The sequence below is a fragment of the Vibrio sp. MMG023 genome (genome assembly GCF_021654215.1).
Taxonomy (GTDB): domain Bacteria; phylum Pseudomonadota; class Gammaproteobacteria; order Enterobacterales; family Vibrionaceae; genus Vibrio; species Vibrio jasicida.
In genome coordinates this window covers 629,141-648,007 of the sequence record NZ_JAKFZP010000001.1, presented here as the reverse complement: position 1 = coordinate 648,007, position 18,867 = coordinate 629,141, and the positions used below count along the sequence as shown (strand labels likewise).

Annotated in this window: 17 protein-coding genes; 9 read left to right on the top strand and 8 right to left on the bottom strand. The window is 44.4% G+C overall.

All coding sequences use genetic code 11. From position 1 onward, the window contains the following. Positions 1 to 95: 95 nt before the first annotated feature. Together L1076_RS02800 and L1076_RS02795 are read right to left on the bottom strand one after the other, a co-directional pair. Positions 96 to 1,319 carry a biotin/lipoyl-binding protein gene (locus L1076_RS02800; RefSeq protein WP_237303092.1) on the bottom strand — a complete coding sequence of 408 codons (1,224 nt, stop codon included), beginning with the start codon at positions 1,317 to 1,319 and terminating at the stop codon, positions 96 to 98. Continuing rightward, entirely contained in the window at positions 1,319 to 1,645 is a 327-nt protein-coding gene (locus L1076_RS02795; RefSeq protein WP_005433326.1) for an MFS transporter, read from the bottom strand. The genes L1076_RS02800 and L1076_RS02795 overlap by 1 nt, the downstream gene beginning before the upstream one ends. A gap of 107 nt (positions 1,646 to 1,752) precedes the next feature. On the opposite strand from L1076_RS02795, the gene L1076_RS02790 reads away from it, so the two are divergent. Continuing rightward, positions 1,753 to 2,754, top strand: coding sequence for an AraC family transcriptional regulator (locus L1076_RS02790; protein ID WP_038867338.1), 1,002 nt, complete (start codon positions 1,753 to 1,755; stop codon positions 2,752 to 2,754). Positions 2,755 to 2,824: 70 nt separating this feature from the next. Here the strand turns inward: L1076_RS02790 and L1076_RS02785 are convergent, their stop codons facing one another. Further along, positions 2,825 to 3,514: a hypothetical protein gene (locus L1076_RS02785; RefSeq protein WP_045404813.1), complete on the bottom strand. Its 690-nt coding sequence runs from the start codon at positions 3,512 to 3,514 to the stop codon at positions 2,825 to 2,827. A gap of 12 nt (positions 3,515 to 3,526) precedes the next feature. Then, positions 3,527 to 5,062 (bottom strand): hypothetical protein, encoded by a 1,536-nt coding sequence (locus L1076_RS02780; RefSeq protein WP_186176477.1) that lies wholly within the window; start codon positions 5,060 to 5,062, stop codon positions 3,527 to 3,529. A gap of 371 nt (positions 5,063 to 5,433) precedes the next feature. Here L1076_RS02780 and L1076_RS02775 point away from each other — a divergent pair, with 371 nt between their 5' ends. Next, positions 5,434 to 6,126, top strand: a complete 693-nt coding sequence (locus L1076_RS02775; RefSeq protein ID WP_039974976.1) for a response regulator transcription factor — start codon at positions 5,434 to 5,436, stop codon at positions 6,124 to 6,126. 2 nt (positions 6,127 to 6,128) lie between these two features. Beyond that, positions 6,129 to 7,451: an ATP-binding protein gene (locus L1076_RS02770; protein WP_237303091.1), complete on the top strand. Its 1,323-nt coding sequence runs from the start codon at positions 6,129 to 6,131 to the stop codon at positions 7,449 to 7,451. Here L1076_RS02770 and L1076_RS02765 read toward each other — a convergent pair. Further along, complete coding sequence (locus L1076_RS02765; protein WP_038867344.1) at positions 7,432 to 8,088, bottom strand: pyridoxamine 5'-phosphate oxidase family protein; 657 nt, start codon at positions 8,086 to 8,088, stop codon at positions 7,432 to 7,434. The genes L1076_RS02770 and L1076_RS02765 overlap by 20 nt on opposite strands. 80 nt (positions 8,089 to 8,168) lie before the next feature. Here L1076_RS02765 and L1076_RS02760 point away from each other — a divergent pair, with 80 nt between their 5' ends. Beyond that, positions 8,169 to 9,602 (top strand): PLP-dependent aminotransferase family protein, encoded by a 1,434-nt coding sequence (locus L1076_RS02760; RefSeq protein WP_237303090.1) that lies wholly within the window; start codon positions 8,169 to 8,171, stop codon positions 9,600 to 9,602. A gap of 11 nt (positions 9,603 to 9,613) precedes the next feature. Here the strand turns inward: L1076_RS02760 and yjeH are convergent, their stop codons facing one another. Next, positions 9,614 to 10,876: an L-methionine/branched-chain amino acid transporter gene (yjeH, locus tag L1076_RS02755; protein WP_237303089.1), complete on the bottom strand. Its 1,263-nt coding sequence runs from the start codon at positions 10,874 to 10,876 to the stop codon at positions 9,614 to 9,616. A gap of 176 nt (positions 10,877 to 11,052) precedes the next feature. Between yjeH and L1076_RS02750 the strand changes: the two genes are divergently transcribed. The 4 genes from L1076_RS02750 (at position 11,053) to L1076_RS02735 (ending at position 13,509) form a co-directional block, all read left to right on the top strand. Beyond that, positions 11,053 to 11,508, top strand: coding sequence for an Lrp/AsnC family transcriptional regulator (locus L1076_RS02750; protein ID WP_038877644.1), 456 nt, complete (start codon positions 11,053 to 11,055; stop codon positions 11,506 to 11,508). Then, positions 11,505 to 11,882: a nuclear transport factor 2 family protein gene (locus tag L1076_RS02745; protein WP_038877641.1), complete on the top strand. Its 378-nt coding sequence runs from the start codon at positions 11,505 to 11,507 to the stop codon at positions 11,880 to 11,882. The genes L1076_RS02750 and L1076_RS02745 overlap by 4 nt, the downstream gene beginning before the upstream one ends. Further along, the gene (locus L1076_RS02740; RefSeq protein WP_045404627.1) at positions 11,872 to 12,786 is read left to right on the top strand and encodes a LysR family transcriptional regulator; all 915 of its coding nucleotides are present in this window, start codon (positions 11,872 to 11,874) and stop codon (positions 12,784 to 12,786) included. Before L1076_RS02745 ends, L1076_RS02740 begins: the two co-directional genes overlap by 11 nt. Positions 12,787 to 12,894: 108 nt before the next feature. Beyond that, positions 12,895 to 13,509: a LysE family translocator gene (locus tag L1076_RS02735; RefSeq protein WP_105067979.1), complete on the top strand. Its 615-nt coding sequence runs from the start codon at positions 12,895 to 12,897 to the stop codon at positions 13,507 to 13,509. Between the two features lie 158 nt (positions 13,510 to 13,667). On the opposite strand, the gene L1076_RS02730 is transcribed toward L1076_RS02735, so the two are convergent. Next, positions 13,668 to 13,889 (bottom strand): hypothetical protein, encoded by a 222-nt coding sequence (locus tag L1076_RS02730; RefSeq protein WP_110415329.1) that lies wholly within the window; start codon positions 13,887 to 13,889, stop codon positions 13,668 to 13,670. A gap of 257 nt (positions 13,890 to 14,146) precedes the next feature. After that, positions 14,147 to 15,580, bottom strand: a complete 1,434-nt coding sequence (locus L1076_RS02725; RefSeq protein ID WP_039974968.1) for a glyceraldehyde-3-phosphate dehydrogenase — start codon at positions 15,578 to 15,580, stop codon at positions 14,147 to 14,149. Positions 15,581 to 16,211: 631 nt separating this feature from the next. On the opposite strand from L1076_RS02725, the gene L1076_RS02720 reads away from it, so the two are divergent. Then, entirely contained in the window at positions 16,212 to 18,848 is a 2,637-nt protein-coding gene (locus L1076_RS02720) for an ATP-binding protein (RefSeq protein WP_237303088.1), read from the top strand. Positions 18,849 to 18,867: the final 19 nt, after the last annotated feature.

Here is an 18,867-nt window from a genome sequence, read left to right as displayed (position 1 = left end):
TCTCCGTTGTTTACTAACCAATTGTTATACGGGAAAAGTACGTGCTTGGATACAAATGAAAAGAAAACCGCCAGCGGAACTGGCGGTTTGTGAGTTTAGATAGAGTAGAAGAAGTACAGTTGAGACTTCATTCGGATGATGATCCCGCGGATCACATCTAAGAAGGCCATGAAGCCTATCGGTTTTTCACCGCTGACCCATGCGAGGCCAACAGAGCCCACAGGGATGTCGTAGCCTTCTGGCTCATCAATCTTAAGGCGAACAAAGTGGTGTTTGTTCTGCAAGTTTTTACCAGTTGTCACGCGAACAGAGTCATCGAAACCCATTAAGTTACCTTGTGATTCACCTGTTGCCTCAACAATACCTTCAACGGTTGCTGAGAAGATCTTACCTGGATAAACCGAAGAGGAGAATTCCGCAGGTTGACCCGGTTTGACGTTACGAATCGCTTGGTGATTTACTCGCATCAGTACGTACTTCTCGTTGGTGTACATATTGATACGTGGCATCGCCGATACACGCTGACCCTCACGGAGGATAAAGTTTGTCACAAAGCCATCGCTTGGTGCGTGCACTTTGGTGCTGTTTAAGTCCCATTGTGCTTTTGCAATTTGCTCATTGGCTTGGCGTAATTCTGCTTGCTTAGTCTCAACCGCTAACTCCGCTTTATGAATCGCCAACTTTGCACGTGAGATATCGACTTGTTTCTTCTTTATTTGAGATTCAAGCGTCAACACGTTATGGCGAGCCATATCGACAGTGCTCGATTGTTTATCAATGTCGCTTTCCGTGATGGTGTTTTGCACCACTCGGTTTTGCTCAACATAACGATCGAGCATCTTTTTCTGCAATTTGTGGTCAACTTTCGCTGCTTCCAACTGACTCTTTGATGTTTCTAAATCTTGAACAAGCGCTTCATGGTTCGCTTCTTCTATGGCGATGTCACCTTTCGCTGTTGCCAGAGCCACTTTGGCAGAGTCCGCCGATACACGTGCTTGATTCAGTGCGATTTCATATTGCGTTGGGTCGAGTTCGTAAATGAGCTGACCTTTCTCAACTTGTTGATTTGGCTTGATGTATATGTGGTCAACTTTGCCCTTCACGCTAGTTGAATCTGGGCGCAATTGAACATGAGGAGATTGCACCACTGAACCGCCGGACAAATCCATCGGAGTGAAGTTAATCAAGCCCACCCATACGAACATCAGCCAACCCAAACCGCCAAGGTAAGCGAACGATTTGGTCGCTTTGTTCCAAGGCATACCGACTAAACGGAGCAGATAGATGAAGAGTGCCCATACCGCTAAACCTTCTAACATTATGCCTCCTCTTGTGGCTGTGTTTCTGTTTGCGGTTTACTTTTCCATGTATCACGCAGATTGATGATGGCTTTTTCCATATCAACGAATGCAAAGATCACGGCTAGCACCCATACCCAGTGCCAGACAAATCCTATCCAGGTGAGGGCAGTGATAAGCCCTATCTGATGATGGTCCTTGCTGTGCGCCTTATTAATAGGCAACTCATGGATTTTCCAAAAGCCGTAACACGCGCCTGCAACACTCGCGATTAAAACGACGGCAGCGACAACATGTAACGCAGTATCTGCGCCTGTTCCGACAAATGGGACACTCAGTAAACTCATTAAACACTCCTCTATCAAACTGTTGGCTTATTTTGAGCAGGAATTGAAATGGATGAGTCTTTGTGACACATTCAATCACTACAAGATGAATTTTGATGTGATTGGTTATGAAAACAGTTCGATTCATTCGCGCGATGGGCATTTTAAACATGCATAACCTTGCGTTATCTAAATACAATTTGACGTCTGATGAGCTTGGGATTCCGTCTTCAGTCTTCCATAACCCTATGACCTTGATTCCGTTGAAAGCGGTCAGTGAATGGTATCAACGGATTGAAAGGATGAGTGGTGATCCAGACGTAATATTGAATGTCAGCCGAGATATCGATTTGCAAAAACTTGGACCTGTTGGGCGTTGGTTGTTTTCTGGTAATGATCTAGCCAGCACGATTCGACGTGTGAACTATGGCGTGAGTAACCTTCAGTCTGGGGCGTTCTTTGCTGGAGCACAATCGGGCAAGATCATTAAGTGGACGTACGACAATCCCTTTATTGATACCAATATAAAGGTTCACGATAGTATTCGTAGCGCCATTTTTATGATTAAAATTCTTCGAGAATTTCTAGGTAAAGATTATAAACCGCTTCGCGTATTGGTTTCTGGTTCAAGGAAGAATCATGATTTGTATAAAGATTATTTCGGGTGCGATATCGATTGGAGCCAACCCAAGACAGAAATATGGATTAACGGTGATGACCGTCTTGCTTCTCGGCAGGTAACTCATCGTGAAGACAACCGTTTAGCGATGAGCTTTTCCGACTTGGATGATTTGCTCAATATGCCCGATCCAGAAGATGAACTGAAAGTGATATATGAAGTGGTGCACTACAGCAGTCATTACGGGTTACCAACGTTAGAGCGAGTATCTTCTCTGCTTGGTTTATCTGATCAGCAGTTTCAACGCCGTTTGCACAAATTAGGGCTCAACTTCTCGACGGTATCAGGCTATGTATTGAGTAATGTTGCGGCAGGGTTATTGAGCAAACGCGTGAGTATTGATGATATTTCTGTACGCCTTGGTTATACCAATGTGGCGAGTTTCAATCGCATGTTCAAAAAACATCGTGGTTTGACTCCAAAGCAGTACGCGGCGCGCCTAGAAAAATAGCGTGACAAATCATGTATTAACAAAAAGCCCTCTAGGTTGAGGGCTTTGGTTCTTCTATGTTGTTAAGCGCTTATTCTTCGGGACGCCAGCTCAGTGCGCTCGCAACGGCACCAATAGCCACCACGTCTTTTTGTTGATCGCTAAGCTCGGGAAGCATTTGCACTGCGATTGTACCGTTGGTTTGTACCGCAGCGATTTCTTGTGTGCCTTGCTTGAAGCTGTAACCCAATGGAATATCTACCGCCATCATTGAATCAGGGCTTGTGTGCACGGTTTCTACGTTGAAATGCGTGTTGCCAACGCGAACGCTGCCAGTCTCTTTCTTTTCTAGACTGATATCGATCAGTGCCGATTTTGGCTTCATTGCAAACTCACCGACTTTGACACCGTCTTGGGTGATTTGGCACGTGTAAGGGTCGTTTCCACCAAAATCAACACCCATGTAGTTCACTGACATACCACCACCTGTGCAGCTTAGTAACCAGGTTTCGCCGCTGTCTACGCGAGTCACCTCTGCACCCATTGCGCCTTCTTTGAACGAGATGCGATTGAACCAGCTTGAGTTCGAAGCACTGCGCGAGTATTTACCTTTGTACTTACCGGCAAAATCAAATCGACCATCGGCTCCGAATCCCCAAAAATCGCCGTCGGTTTTTACCAACATTTCTGGTTGCGCTTTTACTGCATCAGTACGATCCATGACGGCAAGGCCACCACAGCCAACAAGGAATAGGGGAGCAAGTAGAGTAAGTTTCTTCATGTTTTTCATCGTTTATAGCTTCGTTACGTCTAAAGTTTTGTCGGTGAATTTGATATTTTGGATGTCGTACAACTCATCAGAGCCTGTGCTAGGGCACTCAACAGTTACATTCTTCGCTTTGATAACGATACATTCCGCCAGTTTGTGTGGCACGATGTAGGTGTTGATGCCTCCTTCACCGTAAATACTGTTATCTTTGTTGTTGCCTTCGAAGGTGTTGTCTTGATCGTTACCGATGACATTGATTGCTTGGTCGCCAACGATCTTTACCCTTGTGAGCCACTGAGATTTGTAGGTGTATGCTTCTACCAAATCGTCTTTGTTTGGTGCCATACGGAAGGTAGGCACTGTGCCTGGATTCGTCTTCTCCGTGTAGAGTTTGACGCCAGCAGAGTCGATGTTCGCGGTGTATTGCAAATATCCGTGGAATAAGCCGCTAATCCAATCAACCGCTTGCGGGTCTTGGCTTTGCATTTCCTCACGCGTTAAAGCTTGGTAGCCGTCTAGGCCTTGCCCGTTTGCTTTTGCTACACCCATGTAAGCTTCAAAAGCAGCAGCAAAATATTCATGAGAGTAAGAAGGGCCGGTTTTCTTAACACGCTCCGGGTCGAAGTCGTCCGACTCCCAATCTTCCCAGTCTCTTTGTGTAGGACGCCACACGGTGGGCTTGCCAGCTTGCATATCGGAATAGATACTCAGTGCATGTGCTTGAATGCCGTTTTGCAGTGACGTAGTCGACGCGTTAGGCGCAATGCCTTGCGCTTGAACCAAATGTAGAATCTCTTCAAAAGCAGCGTCTCGGTCAGCATGCTCACCCAGATTAGCGCAGTAATCGGCAAAGTTGCTCATGTAATGGCAATCGCCTTCAACGGTCAATTCGCGATACATTAAAGATTGACTGTTCATCAACCAGTTTGGTGTGTCTGCGCTGTTCATTAAGGTTGTTGCAATCGAATCGACAAGTGAATCTAAGTCCTCTTCGCTAAGTGCCATCATGTCTTCCACAAACTTTTCTAAAGAACTGGTATCAAAAGTGTGCGTTAGACCTGAATCAGCAATTGCGTGGTTCAACTTGCCTTGACGAATAAGCTCACTGACGAAAATTTTTGTCAGCATCTCATCATTTTGATCGTCGTTTTTAGTCAACATCAATGTCGCGTCACGTGCTGCTAGTGTCTTAGCGATGCGAGATTTGTCGGTACCGTATTTAGAATTCGGTTGGGTTGTGAGTAGGTGCTGGATAATTTTTGCGGCACGAAAGATTTTTTCATTGTTCACACCATCGTCAACCGCAACAATATGAAATGCATCATCATTGTTGGCTTCAGAAAGCGAGATTTTTACATAGTGGGTGAAGCCAGCATCAGCAGCTACCTTCAACTCAGTAGGAAACGCTGTAGAAACGACATTAGGGATGATAACGGTGCTCAATACTGGGGCTGGTGGCGTAGTCGTTTTCGATGTTTTCGAGCTGGAGTCACTACCACCGCAAGCCGTAAGGCTTACCGCGCACAATATTGCCAAAGGGGATAATTGAGCGAATTTCATTTTTTGTATTACTCACTGACTGAAGGTTCGCCCGAGAATCTATGAGTAACAGGAATTTCTGTCTATATGGGCAAATGAAGTCATAACTGTTAGGAATGAATTCTTGTAAGGTTTTTAATTCGACTAATCTAAAACAATAATGGATTTATGTGTTAAATTTGTATTAAGTTCTAGCTTAAAAAACTTTTTAATTCTAATTATGTGGTTGGTAATTCCATTTCTGGTTTTATTAGCTGTGCGTGTTTTTATAAATGTATGGTTTGTAAGTGTTTGTAAGGCATTTCTTGTAGGAAAAAGTGTCAATAGAGTGGGTTGCACCCTACAAATCGGACGATATACTTCTTCTGTTTTATAGATGGAGTGAATAAATCATGGTTAGCAATAAAATCTTGCTCGTAGAGGATGACTCTGAGATCGCTCGACTAACCAAGATGTATCTAGAAGCAGAAGGCTATCTTGTCACTATTGTTGATGATGGCTTGAATGCGTTAGACAGCATCAAAGCGTTTAAACCTGATTTAGTCTTACTCGATCTTATGCTTCCCGGTAAAGACGGCGCGATGATTTGCCAAGAAGCGCGCGGTTTTTATCAGGGCGTTATTATTGTGTTGACGGCAACTGATGATGAAATGAGTGAAGTTAGCCTGCTCAAATTCGGTGCTGACGATTACTTAACCAAGCCGATTAAAGGCAATATCCTTCTCGCTCGCATTGAAGCTGCTCTGCGTCGGTATCGTCGTCAAGTGGACATGGTTGAAACCGTGGAATTAAGCCGTTACGGAATTGACTTGTGTACTCGCCGTTCTAAAGCTTTCTATTTGGAACAAGATATAGACTTAACTGACTCTGAGTTTGAAATACTCGAACTGTTAATGCTTAACGTTGATAAACCTGTCTCGCGGGAATCTTGTTGTCGATTAGCAAGAGGCATCGAGTATTGCATTACTGATCGTTCGATTGATATGCGAATCTCTTCCTTAAGAAAGAAGTTTTCCAAAGCCCATATTCATACTGCTACCATTAAAACTGTCCGTAACCGAGGTTACATGCTGACGGGTAAATAACGATGTTCTCGACGTTTACTCGTTTATACGTAGGTATCATTTCTGGGTTAGCTCTGACGATCACTTTGTTTATTTTTATGGGCGAAGAGTTCATGCGTAAAACGGAAGTGGGGATATTCCTTGAAGACGGCGCTTACTTTGTTGATCAGTACATAGAGCAACGTGGGACAGAAGACTCGCTTTACAAAAACCTCACCGAAAAAGGAAAACAAGATTTCTTTATCTTCGACCTGACTTTGCTTCATGATTGGGATGGCTCAGCACCGTGCCACCATTGCGAATTGTTGTATCACTTACAAGGTATTCCCGTTTATTTGGTTGATGATACGTTGTACGCCGCCGTTTTTCCTCTGCCCAACACATCAGAAAGCTTAGTCTTTAAAGAGAAAGGTGATTTTTTCAGTCCCGATATAGATTGGGACGAGGATTCAGAGATCATCTTCGTCGTAACATTGATTATCGCCGTGATTCTTAGCTTAGGCGTGATGGTTTATATTCCGGTTCGAAAGTTGGAAAATCAGATTCGTCATTTAACTGCGACTCAACAACAGTTTGGTGCGGGAGAACTGAGTAAGCGCGTTGAGCTAAAGGATTTCTCCGCTCCAATACGCGAATTGGCTTGTGGTTTTAATACCATGGCGGAAGACATTGAAAGACAGGTTCGACAGAGTGTGATTTTCACTCAAGCTATTCCTCATGAAGTGCGTACACCATTAAGCCGTATTCAGCTCGCGACCGATCTAGCACGACGTTGTGAGGGGGCGCAGCAAGCTGAATTGCATGATGATATTGAACGGTATGTCGACGTAGTCAACCATCTCACCTCCGATATTGTGATGTTATCTCGATTGAATTCGAATAATCATTTGATGAACGAAACGTATGAGTTGGTGCACTTACCTCAATGGTTAAAACATCGACTGCACTATCATAATTTAGGGGCAGTGCTGTTGTTGGCTGAAGAAGCAAAAGAAGACCCTATGATTGGTTTGCAACCGACGCTAGGAAATTTGGTTATTGATAACTTACTGCAAAACGCCAAGCGATATGGTGACGGTAAAGTGACTGTGACGTTGAGACAGGTTGAGCATTTTTGGATAGTTGATATTGAAGATGATGGACCTGGTATACCAGAAGAGAAAAGAGAGGAAATATTTTTGCCGTTTTCTCGATTGGATAAAAGCCGTAACGCTGATATCAAAGGATTCGGGTTGGGCCTCGCGATAACAACCAGCGCCGCGAGGCTGCTCCACTGGGATCTTTCTGTTGGAGAAAGTCATTTAGGTGGCGCGCGATTTACCGTGCTTATTCCGACCAGCGATTAGGGTAGGCTTGGCGGTAATCGGGCGATTGAATACCCTCATATAAATCGTTACACGGTTCAAGTGGGCCTACAACCGTTCGGTACGGTAATACGCCAGCCCAAACGGGAATATCCATGTCTTCTGAATCGTCGTTGACGCCAAAATTGCTTATTTTTACCGATGCTTCGGTCAGTGGAATACGCAGTAGCATGGTGGCTTTGAGTTCTTTCTCATTACTCAAACGAACTTCTTCGGTTCTCCCCGGAGCGATCTGTTCGATAAAGTGATTCAGTAACCTGTCTTTCTCTTGGTTATTCTCCACCATCTCAAATTGCCCAAAGACCACGGCACTACGATAATGCGCGCTATGGTGAAACGCACTGCGAGCCAATACCCAACCATCAAACAAAGTAAAGGTAAGGCACGTTTGCACTCCTTGTTTGAGTGAGCGTAACAATCGACTGTTGTTGGCACCATGGATATACACGTAATCATCGACACGCCATGCCAACATGGGGATGACTACAGGGCCAGACTCGTTTGTTATTGCAATATGAGCAATCAGGCTTTCATCTATGATGGCGTGCAGTTTGCTAACATCAGAGACGGCTTTATGTACGCCTTTCTTAATTTCCGTTCTATTAGTATTGGATAACATTTTCTCTCCTTATTTGCTCCTCAATCTTTGATTGCAATGTAGCGTTTAACTGGTAGCTTAAAGAGAGCCAGTTTTAACTAATGGATGGATCCAGTTTGTCTTTGATTGATATCGGTGACCTGCATTTAAAAGAAAGTGATGGAACGCGTCAGCAAGCGTTGTTTTTTGCTATCCGCGAGAAGATTGTTCAAGGATTGTGGGCGAAGAATGGCAAGCTACCCTCTACACGAAAACTATCACAAGAGCTTCATCTCAGCAGGAATACCGTGATTTCTGCCTACGAGCAGCTAGTGGCGGAAGGGTATTTGAATAGTCAAAAAGGTTCAGGCTTTTATGTTGCCGTAGAACTGCCGGAGCAGTATTTACCTGAGCCTAGTTCAATCAAGACGGACTCTTCACCGAAAAGCAACTTTGACATCAACCGCGCATTTGCACCGGGTGTGCCTGATTTGGAAGCGTTTCCGATGGCGCAATGGCAAAAGTTACTTGCTCGCCATCTCTCCCGTTCCTGTTTGCTCGGCAATCAAGATATCCAGGGCAGTTGGACATTACGCTGTGCTTTAGCTGACTACCTTGCATCAAGCCGCTCTGTGAATTGCTCCCCAGAGCGCATCATTATTACTTCTGGGGCGCAGCAGGCGTTGTCGATTGCGACGATGGTTGTTCTCAAGCAAGGTGATAAGGTTCTGATGGAGCAACCGGGCTACGCACAAATGCGTAAGTTGATTCAATTTCAGCAGTATCAATTTGAGCCTTTGTTCGTACGAGAGAAACTAGGTTTTGATGTGGAAGCGGTGACCACAAGTGATGCCGATGCGCTGTATATCACCCCAAGTAATCAATATCCGATGGGCACCACACTCAATACCGAGCAAAGAGGAAAGATCATCAACTGGGCAGTTGAGCAATCACGTTGGATCATCGAGGACGATTATGACAGCGAATTCCAGTTTGCTCATCGCCCCTATACCAGCCTACAAGGGCTAGCGGCTCAAATGGGTCGAGATGATCGCGTGTTGTATGTGGGTTCTTTCAGTAAAGTCATGTTTAACGGATTGCGGCTTGGCTACCTTGTGGTTCCTGAACGTTTAGTGGAACAATGTTTGGTGGTTAAAGATGCGTTAAGTGGTGATTCACCTACGCACGCACAAGAAGCGTTGGCAGATTTTATCACTGAAGGTGGGTTATTGCGTCATATCCGAAAAATGCGCCGACTGTACAAAATTAAGCATGAACAAATGTGTTTGGCGGTTGAAAAGCACTTTGGCGATAGAGTTGCGGTGATCAGTCAGGCTGCTGGTCTCCATATTACTTTAAAGTGGCAGCAGGGAATTGATGAACATGAATGGACGCAGCGCGCTCAGTCAAAAGGTATTGTGCTGCGTCCGATGAGTTTTTATGAGCATTCAGGTTTTAGAACGCGAGATTGGCAAGGCGCTGTACTAGGCTATGGCAATGTCGCGTTAGTAGATATTGATGCGTTGGTTGAGCAACTCTCTCAGTTGTTTGAATAAGGAGTAGGGTCTTATTCAGTTATCCGTCTAATGTGCTTTTTTCGCCATTGCCTCCACGGTAAAGAGAGCACGACAAAAATAGTAACGGCGTAAAGCATAGACCAACCTAAACAAATGAATACCGCGGTGCACAACACAAGAGAAATGCCCGCGAGGATCTTTCCCCAACCTTGTAGCAATTTGTAAGCAGCAAGCATTGCCAATAGATAGACCAGAACAAAAATACCATTCGCGAGTTTGAGGAAAAACTCCAGCTCTAAACCAGATAGTGACCCAATAACGCACGAAACTAGCAAAATAACACCAACAACGAGAGTGGCATTTGCGGGTACACCGCGCACAGATACTCTTGCAATCGCACTATTTGGTTTATGTTCTCTTGCTTGCGCCCATACCATTCGAGAAAGGCTTTGCGTATAAAGGTTTACGCTGGCAAAGCATGCAGAAAAGCCAACCACGCTGATTATCCATTTAGCGTTTTCACCAAATAGGTGGGCGCTCAGCCAAGGGATCGATGCACTATCGAATTGGGCATTGCCGTAAGCACCAAATTTTAGAATGACGACCGAACATGCCCAGTAAGTGATTCCTGCAACAAAACAACCAACGATGATGGCAATCGGGAAGTCCCGTTGTGGGTTCTTAAACTCTTCGCCCATATGAGCAAAAGCTTCTATTCCCACAAAACACCAGAACATCACGCCCAAAGCCGCTGCAATCGACCAAGTTGAATCCATCGTAATGACAGGCATGGTTAAATCGGCAGAACCAACATCGCCTTTCCACAGAAATGCACCGACCAGAGCAAAAATGCTCAGTGCGATAATGGTTTGTAAGCGACCAGAAGATTTTGTGCCGAGCAAGTTGACCACCATTAACAGAGCGACCGTGAGAATTTGAGCGAAAAGGTGATTACTAATGGACTCTGGTAACAGTTGTTGTAAAAAGCCTGCAGCAAGTGCGACAGCAGCAGGCACACCAACAGGAATAACGCTAACGAACAACCACGCCACGCTGCTTTCTAGCTTACTATTAAAGGCTTTACGGACGAAAAATGCTGTACCACCAGCACTTGGATAGCGTTTGCCTAACTGAGCGAAGGTAAGCGCGATAGGGCAAATGGCAATGAATAAAATAATCCAAGCCCAAAGTGAGAAGTGACCTGCAATGCCAGCGGCAATCGCTGGGATCATAAATAGACCCGTGCCCATTAAGGTAGTTGAGAGCTGACCGATTCCGGATATCAGCGTAATGTCTTTTTTGAGTTGTTCCATAACGACCTCTGAACGTCTAGGTAATGCGAGCCACAAGCATATCTAAATTCTGCACAGCAAAATGATGTTGTCGACCGTCAAAATGACGGTTGTTTTGCCGATAAACCGCAAATTGTCGGTTTTCAATAAGTTGTAATTGAGTAGAATGGCAAAATTAAGGAAAGCTTGGTGATGTTATGGACAAATTTGATCATCAGATCATAGACCTATTACGGCAGAACGCCCGTCTCTCTATTACTGAAATCTCAGAGCAAGTTAGCCTGTCACGTTCAGCTGTGACAGCTCGGATCAAAAAGCTTGAAAATGACCAAGTCATCCTTGGCTATCATGCCGATATTGCGATATCTAAAGAGTCGACGATTTGTGCTTACATGGCACTCAAATTTGATACCTCCGCTTCTAGCCATCATTGCGATAATTACGCTAATGACCTGTATAAAATCGATGGTGTTAAATGGTGTCACGCTATTAGTGGTGAAACCGATATGATGCTGTTTGTCGAAGTGCCTAATATCGCGCGTCTCAACGAGATTCGAGATTATATCCAAAGCTATCCAGAGCTTCGTAACGTGATGACACATACCGTGTTAACGGAGTTTTTCAATACCACAGGGAGTAAGTTTGTAAAATGAACGAAAAAGACATCGTCCTCAATTTTTGGAACGTAATGGCAAGCAATGACTTCTATGCGGCGGCAGAGTGTTTGTCAGCTGACTGCGCCGTGATTTGGCCATTAACTAAAGAAGTGATTCGAGGTAGAAAAAACTTTGCAGAGCTCAATTCAGCTTATCCTGCGGACGGGAAATGGACCTTTACTATCGAACGCATCGTGGCTGATGCTGATCAAGTCGTTACCGATGTGATCGTTAGCGATGGTGTACGTTCGGATAGGGTAATTACTTTTCATACTGTCCGTGATGGCCTGATTTGCAAACAAGTGGAATACTGGCCGGAAGATTACGCCGCGGCAGATTGGCGTGCTCAATGGGTTGAGCGTGCTGAATAACATCAACCTGAATCTACTGCGCTCTTTACATGTCCTACTTGAAGAGTGCCATGTGAGCAGAACTGCTGAGCGTTTGCACATCACCCAATCGGCGGTAAGCCGTCAATTAGCGCAGTTACGTGAATTGTGCGGCGACCCTTTATTGGTTCGACAGGGTAACCAACTGATTCCAACACCAAGAGCGCTACTTCTTAAAGAGAAGTTGGATGACTTGTTAGCAGAATTCGATCACCTTCTTGATGACAAGCCTTTTGAACCTGAGGATTGGAAAGCGGAGTTAGTATTTGCATCGAGTGATTATGTCGCCCAATACGTCCTCCCTGATATTGCCTCTCATCTGAGTGGCTTTGCTCCTCATTTAGATATGGCGTACCGACTGTGGCAGCCAGATTTTCTAGATAAGCTTCATGAGACTGGCATCCATATCGCATCTTCCATGTATCCAGAGAAGCCTCAGGGCGTATCCAGTGTGAAGATTGGTGAAGACTCATCAGTTTGTTTGATGAAAGCTTCTCATCCGTTAGCAAAGCAAGACAGTATCAGTGTTGAAGATTTAATTTCTTACTCTCACATTAAAGTTACGGGTGGTGGGGACAAAGATTCGTACACCGACTTAGCATTAAGAGAACTAGGGCAAACACGTCATATTACGTTCAAAGTGCCTTTTTTCTCTGCTGCCATCAATCGCTTAGTTTCTAGTGAACATCTGATGGTGGTTCCAGAGCATATTGCGGTCAATCTTGCGAAGCATTGGGACTTGGCCCATAAAGCACTGCCTCTCGAAACGCCTATTCATCAGTATTGGTTAATGTGGCATCCAAAATACGATACGGATCCGGCGCATAGATGGGTGCGGGAAGAGATTCGTTCGGTCATGCAGATTTCAGAATATTCCATTCGATAATAAATGCATTATTTAGTTATGATTTGAAATCATGGTTAGTATGAAAAACTTTGATTTCTAATTATACCTGTTCCGTTGATAGATTAGCGTCAAAGAGGGGAGATTCTTATGACACTAACAGTTTGGTTATCACTTTTTACCGTGTGTTTATTAGGGGCAATGTCGCCAGGTCCAAGTTTAGCGATTGTTGCTAAGCACTCGTTAGCTGGTGGCCGCGTGAATGGTTTGGCTACCGCATGGGCGCACGCGTTTGGTATTGGTATTTATGCGTTCATTACCTTGATAGGTTTGGCAGTGGTACTTCAACAAAGCCCGTTGCTATTTAAGACGATCAGTTTGGCAGGTGCAGCTTACTTGGCGTATCTCGGTTTCAATGCTTTACGTTCAAAAGGTGGTGTAGCAGCGAAGCTAGAATCTGGTGAAGAGACGACGGTTTTACAATCGGCGCGAGAAGGTTTTCTTATTTCGATTCTAAGCCCGAAAATCGCACTGTTCTTTATTGCATTGTTCAGCCAATTTGTTGCACTTGGTAACGATCTAAGCAACCAAATGATCATCGTCGCGACGCCATTTGTTGTCGATGGTTTGTGGTACACCTTTATTACCTTGGTGCTGTCTAACTCGCATGTTGTTGACCGTATTCGCTCAAAGGCAGTGCTGATTGACCGACTATCCGGCATCGTTTTGATGCTATTAGCTGTGCGAGTGGTTGTGACGATTTAATTAAGCTGAACGCATTGTTTAAAAAGCAGAAAGGCTACCGCGATGGTAGCCTTTCTTGTATATGGCAGACAAAAAAACATCCTAACTCTTAACGAGATAGGATGTCAGCAAAGAAGGTTGCTCAGGAACATAGGGGGAGTGTGGAACCTTCAGAAACGCTAGCGACGAACTTCTTCAAACTCGCCTTCAATCGCGTTGGATTTGCCCGTATTGAATTCATATTCTTCATGCATTTCTTGCTGCATTTGCTTCACGCGCTTTTCAATACGTTTACCAGTGATCAGGGCTGCGATGGTCAAAGGAATCGCCATGATTAGGCTAAATACCAAAGTAAAAAAGCCAGTAATCAGTGCTAGTGCAGTAACGATAATTCGATTCATAATCATGACCTCTCTTTCAATCTATGGGTTCATATTAGTGCTCTGAACATGAACGAAACATGAATATAGCGTTCAAGTTGGTTAATTAATGTCTGAGGAATGTCAAAGAGTCTTAAAAACGAAAAAACGCCTGAGGTCATCAGGCGTATAAACGGGGAAGAGCTATTAGTAATGCGCGGGGCGCTTATTATTAAAAACAAATGCTGAGGTGCTACTCGTTACCTATTGTGGTTAACGTTGTGGAGCAAGGTTTCACCTTATCGAGGGAATGTTTGGTAACGAACACCCATCATTTGTTCCATACAGTGCACAACTTGGCAGCTGTAACCGAATTCGTTGTCGTACCAGATGTACAATACACAACGCTTGTCTTGTGCGATGGTCGCTTGTCCGTCCACCACTCCTGCGTGACGAGATCCAACTAGGTCGCTTGATACGATTTCTGTCGAATCTGTGTAATCTATTTGAGCAGAAAGCTCTGAGTTTAACGCCATTTCACGTAGGTAGTCGTTCAGCGAATCACGGTCTACATCTTCACCTAAGTTTAGGTTTGCAACAGCCATTGATACATTTGGAGTAGGGACACGAATCGAGTTTCCAGATAACTTACCAGCTAGTTCAGGCAGTGCTTTTGCGACGGCTTTCGCAGCACCTGTTGAAGTGAGAACCATGTTCAAAGAGGCACTGCGACCACGACGATCGCCAGAGTGGAAGTTGTCGATGAGGTTTTGGTCGTTGGTATAAGAGTGTACCGTTTCAATATGACCCGAAAGAACACCATACTTGTCATTTAACGCTTTAAGGACCGGTGTAATGGCGTTGGTTGTACAACTCGCCGCAGAGATGATGGTGTCATCTTCTTGAATCACAGATTCATTCACACCAAATACGACGTTCTTGATTTCACCTTTACCTGGCGCAGTAAGCAGCACCTTTTCTGCCCCGCTACATGCTAGGTGTTGGCTTAGTCCCTCTGCATCACGCCAAACACCGGTGTTATCAACAACAAGTGCATCGTTAATACCGTAAACCGAGTAGTCCACATCACTTGGGTTGTTTGCGTATATGATTTGAATGTAGTTGCCGTTGATGATGAGGGCTTTGCGCTCTTCATCGATAACGATGCTGCCATTGAATTGACCGTGTACAGAGTCACGGCGCAATAGGCTCGCACGTTTTTCAAGGTCGCCTTTTTTACCGCCACGAACCACAATCGCACGCAAACGAAGTGGGTAACCTGGGCCGCTCTTTTCAATCAATAGGCGAGTCAATAGGCGACCAATGCGACCGAAACCATAAAGAACCACATCACGAGCCGCTAAAGAAGAATCAGCATCACGGGCACCGTGCAAAGCTGTGTGCAAGAAGTCGTTTAGGGCAGAGGTGTCTTCGTGATCTTTCCAGTACATACCAGCAAGCTGACCAACATCGACGCGGCAAGATGAAATGCTCATTTCGCACAACGCTTGAATGATTGGCATGGTTTGTTCAAGAGATAGAGGACTTCCAGTGTAACGTCTTGCAATGCGGTGAGTTTTGAGAATGTCGATGGTGGTGGCGTTGATAAGTGTCTTACCAAAAAGAACTACTTCAATTCCTTTTTGACGATATAGCTTACCAATAAGAGGGGAAATAGATTCAGCAATCGTTTGGCTTGTTTGCCAGTCTTGGAGATATTTCTCTGGACTCATTGTTGTTTCGGACCTTTCACGTTTTGGGGGCTGACCTTACTTTCAGCTGTTACCTCAACGGTAGAGCGTGAAGTGAGGGTGTTATGTAATTGGGTTGTAATAATTATGTGTGCGGATTGTACGGGCGGAGGTCTTATTCTGCTAGGAAAAATAAATCCAGCTTAAAGTGTGGCAAATCGTCTTTTGATTAGTTGATTAATGTGACTAAGGCAGGGTTTTATGGGGATTGACTTTTTACAAATATAAAACTTAATTCGTGACTATAAAGGATCATCTCAAATAGAAAGGTTGCAACAATGATAGTTACCATTTGGAGTTTGTGATGTTTGTATCCTTTAACACGAAAATGGTAAACGTCTTATCAACTTTTTAATGACCGTCTAGGGTTCACCAATGGTCTATGTCGATTTAACCAAATCTGTTTAAAAATGATGCTGCAAAATTTTGCAAGCAGTCACACTTTTTGTTCGGTTAACCTTGGTGCAACAAAGGGCGCTAAGTGTTGTTTTTGCCTATTTGAGCAGATAAGCGAAGCAAAAGCGCCAATAAAACCCTTCGCATAAGTTCATATTCAATCTATGAAAGTAGTCTAGTATTAATTCGAGGGCCTTTTCTTAACTCGGGCGAACGGATGATAAAACTTTCTATAAAATTACGTTTAGCTCTACTCGCACTGTTACCTGCGGTGGTTATTTCTGTGTTCGCCGTTCACCAATTTTCTATTAACTCTCAACGAGTCGCCAGACTCAACCAAACCGTCAGTAATATTCAAGGCTTGAAGTTGATTTCTGAAGCATCCCACTTTGTGTATGAGATGGAGAAAGAACGTCATCAATATGGAGAAGAGCAACCTCTTCCGATCGAAGTCAAAGTTCAACGAGACAAAGCCCTCGCGATTTACGACAAGTTCATGCAAAACAGTCACACAGTGGAATATTCCAATGATTTAAAGCAAGCCATGCTAGATGTGATCTCCGGCGACATAAAGGACAGTGTGGATGCAGGAGATCGGTCATTTCGACTCTTACAGGAGATGTCTGAGGCATTGGTTCAGCATTACCATCTATTTGACAGTGACGAAGCGCATTGGATGCAAGACTTCATTGCTTACCTCGCACAGCTTTCTTATTGGACGCAAAAAGAGGCGTGGCTGACCTATCGCTTGGTGTTAGAGCCGGAGAGTAAGCCCAATCAAGGCATGTTTTTCCAATCAATTGAGCGGCAGCAGCAAAGTTTGGAAGGGTTCATAAAGCTGGGGGCTTCAAATGAGCAAGTTGAGAAACTACTGGGCCTGTACACATCGCCGCGCTACCTTTCTAGCATTGAAGCTCGTGGGCGTTTGATGGTAGGTGAGTTATCGCAATCGGACTATGTAACTTACCTTAGAGACCTTGACCACCGCGTACAACGCTTACAAGTAATGACGGCAGGGTTCACTCAACAAGTCGAGAGTGCATTGTTAGTACAAGTCAGTTCGCAAAAACAAAGCATCACGCTGATGACGTCGGGAGTCATGGTCATCATCGTCTTATTGTGTTGGCTGGGGTTTGGTACTTGGTATCGAGTGCACAGCAAACTGGACTCTATCATTCACTCTCTCAACACGCTCATCCATGAACACGTTAAAGGGGAGAAAGTGGCCGTTGATGGTAATGATGAGTTCACCATTTTCGCGCAGCAAGTCAATCGTATGATGGAAGAGCAAAACCGACAGACAGAAGAGATTCTAAAAACCAAAGAGTCAGCTATCTCGGCTAACAGAGCAAAGTCAGTTTTCCTTGCCAGCATGTCCCATGAAATACGAACCCCATTGAATGGCATTATTGGGATGACGGAGATTCTGTCCCAAAGTGCCCTTTCAGTTCATCAGAAAGAAGTCTTAACCGATATCGATACTTCGTCTCATACGTTGCTGACTCTTCTGAACGACATTCTCGATTTATCGAAAATTGAATCTGGTCACTTACAGCTTTCCTTAATCGAGACTGACATTCGCGAGGTCGTTTATCAGTCAATGATTTTGTTTCAATCTAAAGCAACGTCCAAGCAACTGGAACTAAACATTAACCTAGATGAACGTATTCCTCCACGCATTATGGTCGACGATCACCGCATCAAACAGATCATCATGAACCTAGTCTTGAATGCGGTGAAGTTTACTCATGAAGGGCACATTTCTGTCGACGTTGATTACCAAGAATCGACGACGCAAAAGAGCGTTTTCTTAACGTTTAGAGTGACAGATACAGGGATAGGCATTGAGCGAGACAAACTGAATACCATCTTCGAACCTTTTACCCAAGAAGATGAAGGCATCTCGCGTCAGTTTGGTGGTACTGGATTAGGCTTAGCGATTTGTCGTCAATTGGTTGCCATGATGGGCGGCAAATTAACCGCGACATCATCGAAAGGGATAGGAACCCATTTCGAATTCTCAATCGAGGTAGAAGTGCTACCAATAGTTGGTTGGCGTTCAGAATTAATTCGAACGGGCATACTCATCACAGACCAATACCGTTACACCGACCAAATCGTTAAAGAATGCCGTTTAGCAGGAATACAACTTTCAGAGGTTAAGCGCATTGATGATTTGACCTTTTCTTCAAGAGAAGCTGAAGTCATTTTTTACTGCCATGATGGTAAAAGTACGTTGGACTCGGCCATCGATGAACTAGAGAAATATGTCGATGTGAGTCGAATCATTGTTTGTCAGCATCATCTCACTACGACCTATACCAACTCAGAGCGCATTCATGCGGTGTTGACTCAACCCTTCCTTGGTAATCGCTTCAGACATGCCATTGATGAGCTTGCTCAAGTCGAACAGAATAATAAAAGTTACGATGTCACGGCGTCGGCTGTCATTCATAACATTAACCAATCTCGAACTCATCGCCGGATTTTGATTGCAGAAGACAATTTGATGAACCAAAAGATTGCCAGTTTCTTTCTTGATAAAGCGGGCTACGATTATTTAATTGCCAGTAATGGACAAGAAGCATTAGAAGCCATTACAAAAGGAGAGCAATTTGATGCGATTCTGATGGATTGCATGATGCCTGTGATGGATGGCTTAACCGCCACAAAAGAGATACGTCGTTGGGAAAAAGAAGTGGGCAGCGATAAGATCACCATTATCGCTTTGACCGCGAGCGTACTAGAGGAAGACATTCAGAACTGCTTTGCGGCGGGGATGGATGCATACTTACCGAAACCTTACAAATCGAACCAACTATTTGAGTTGTTTAATGAACTAAAGCTTGCTTAAATCGCTCTGATGGGCCCTA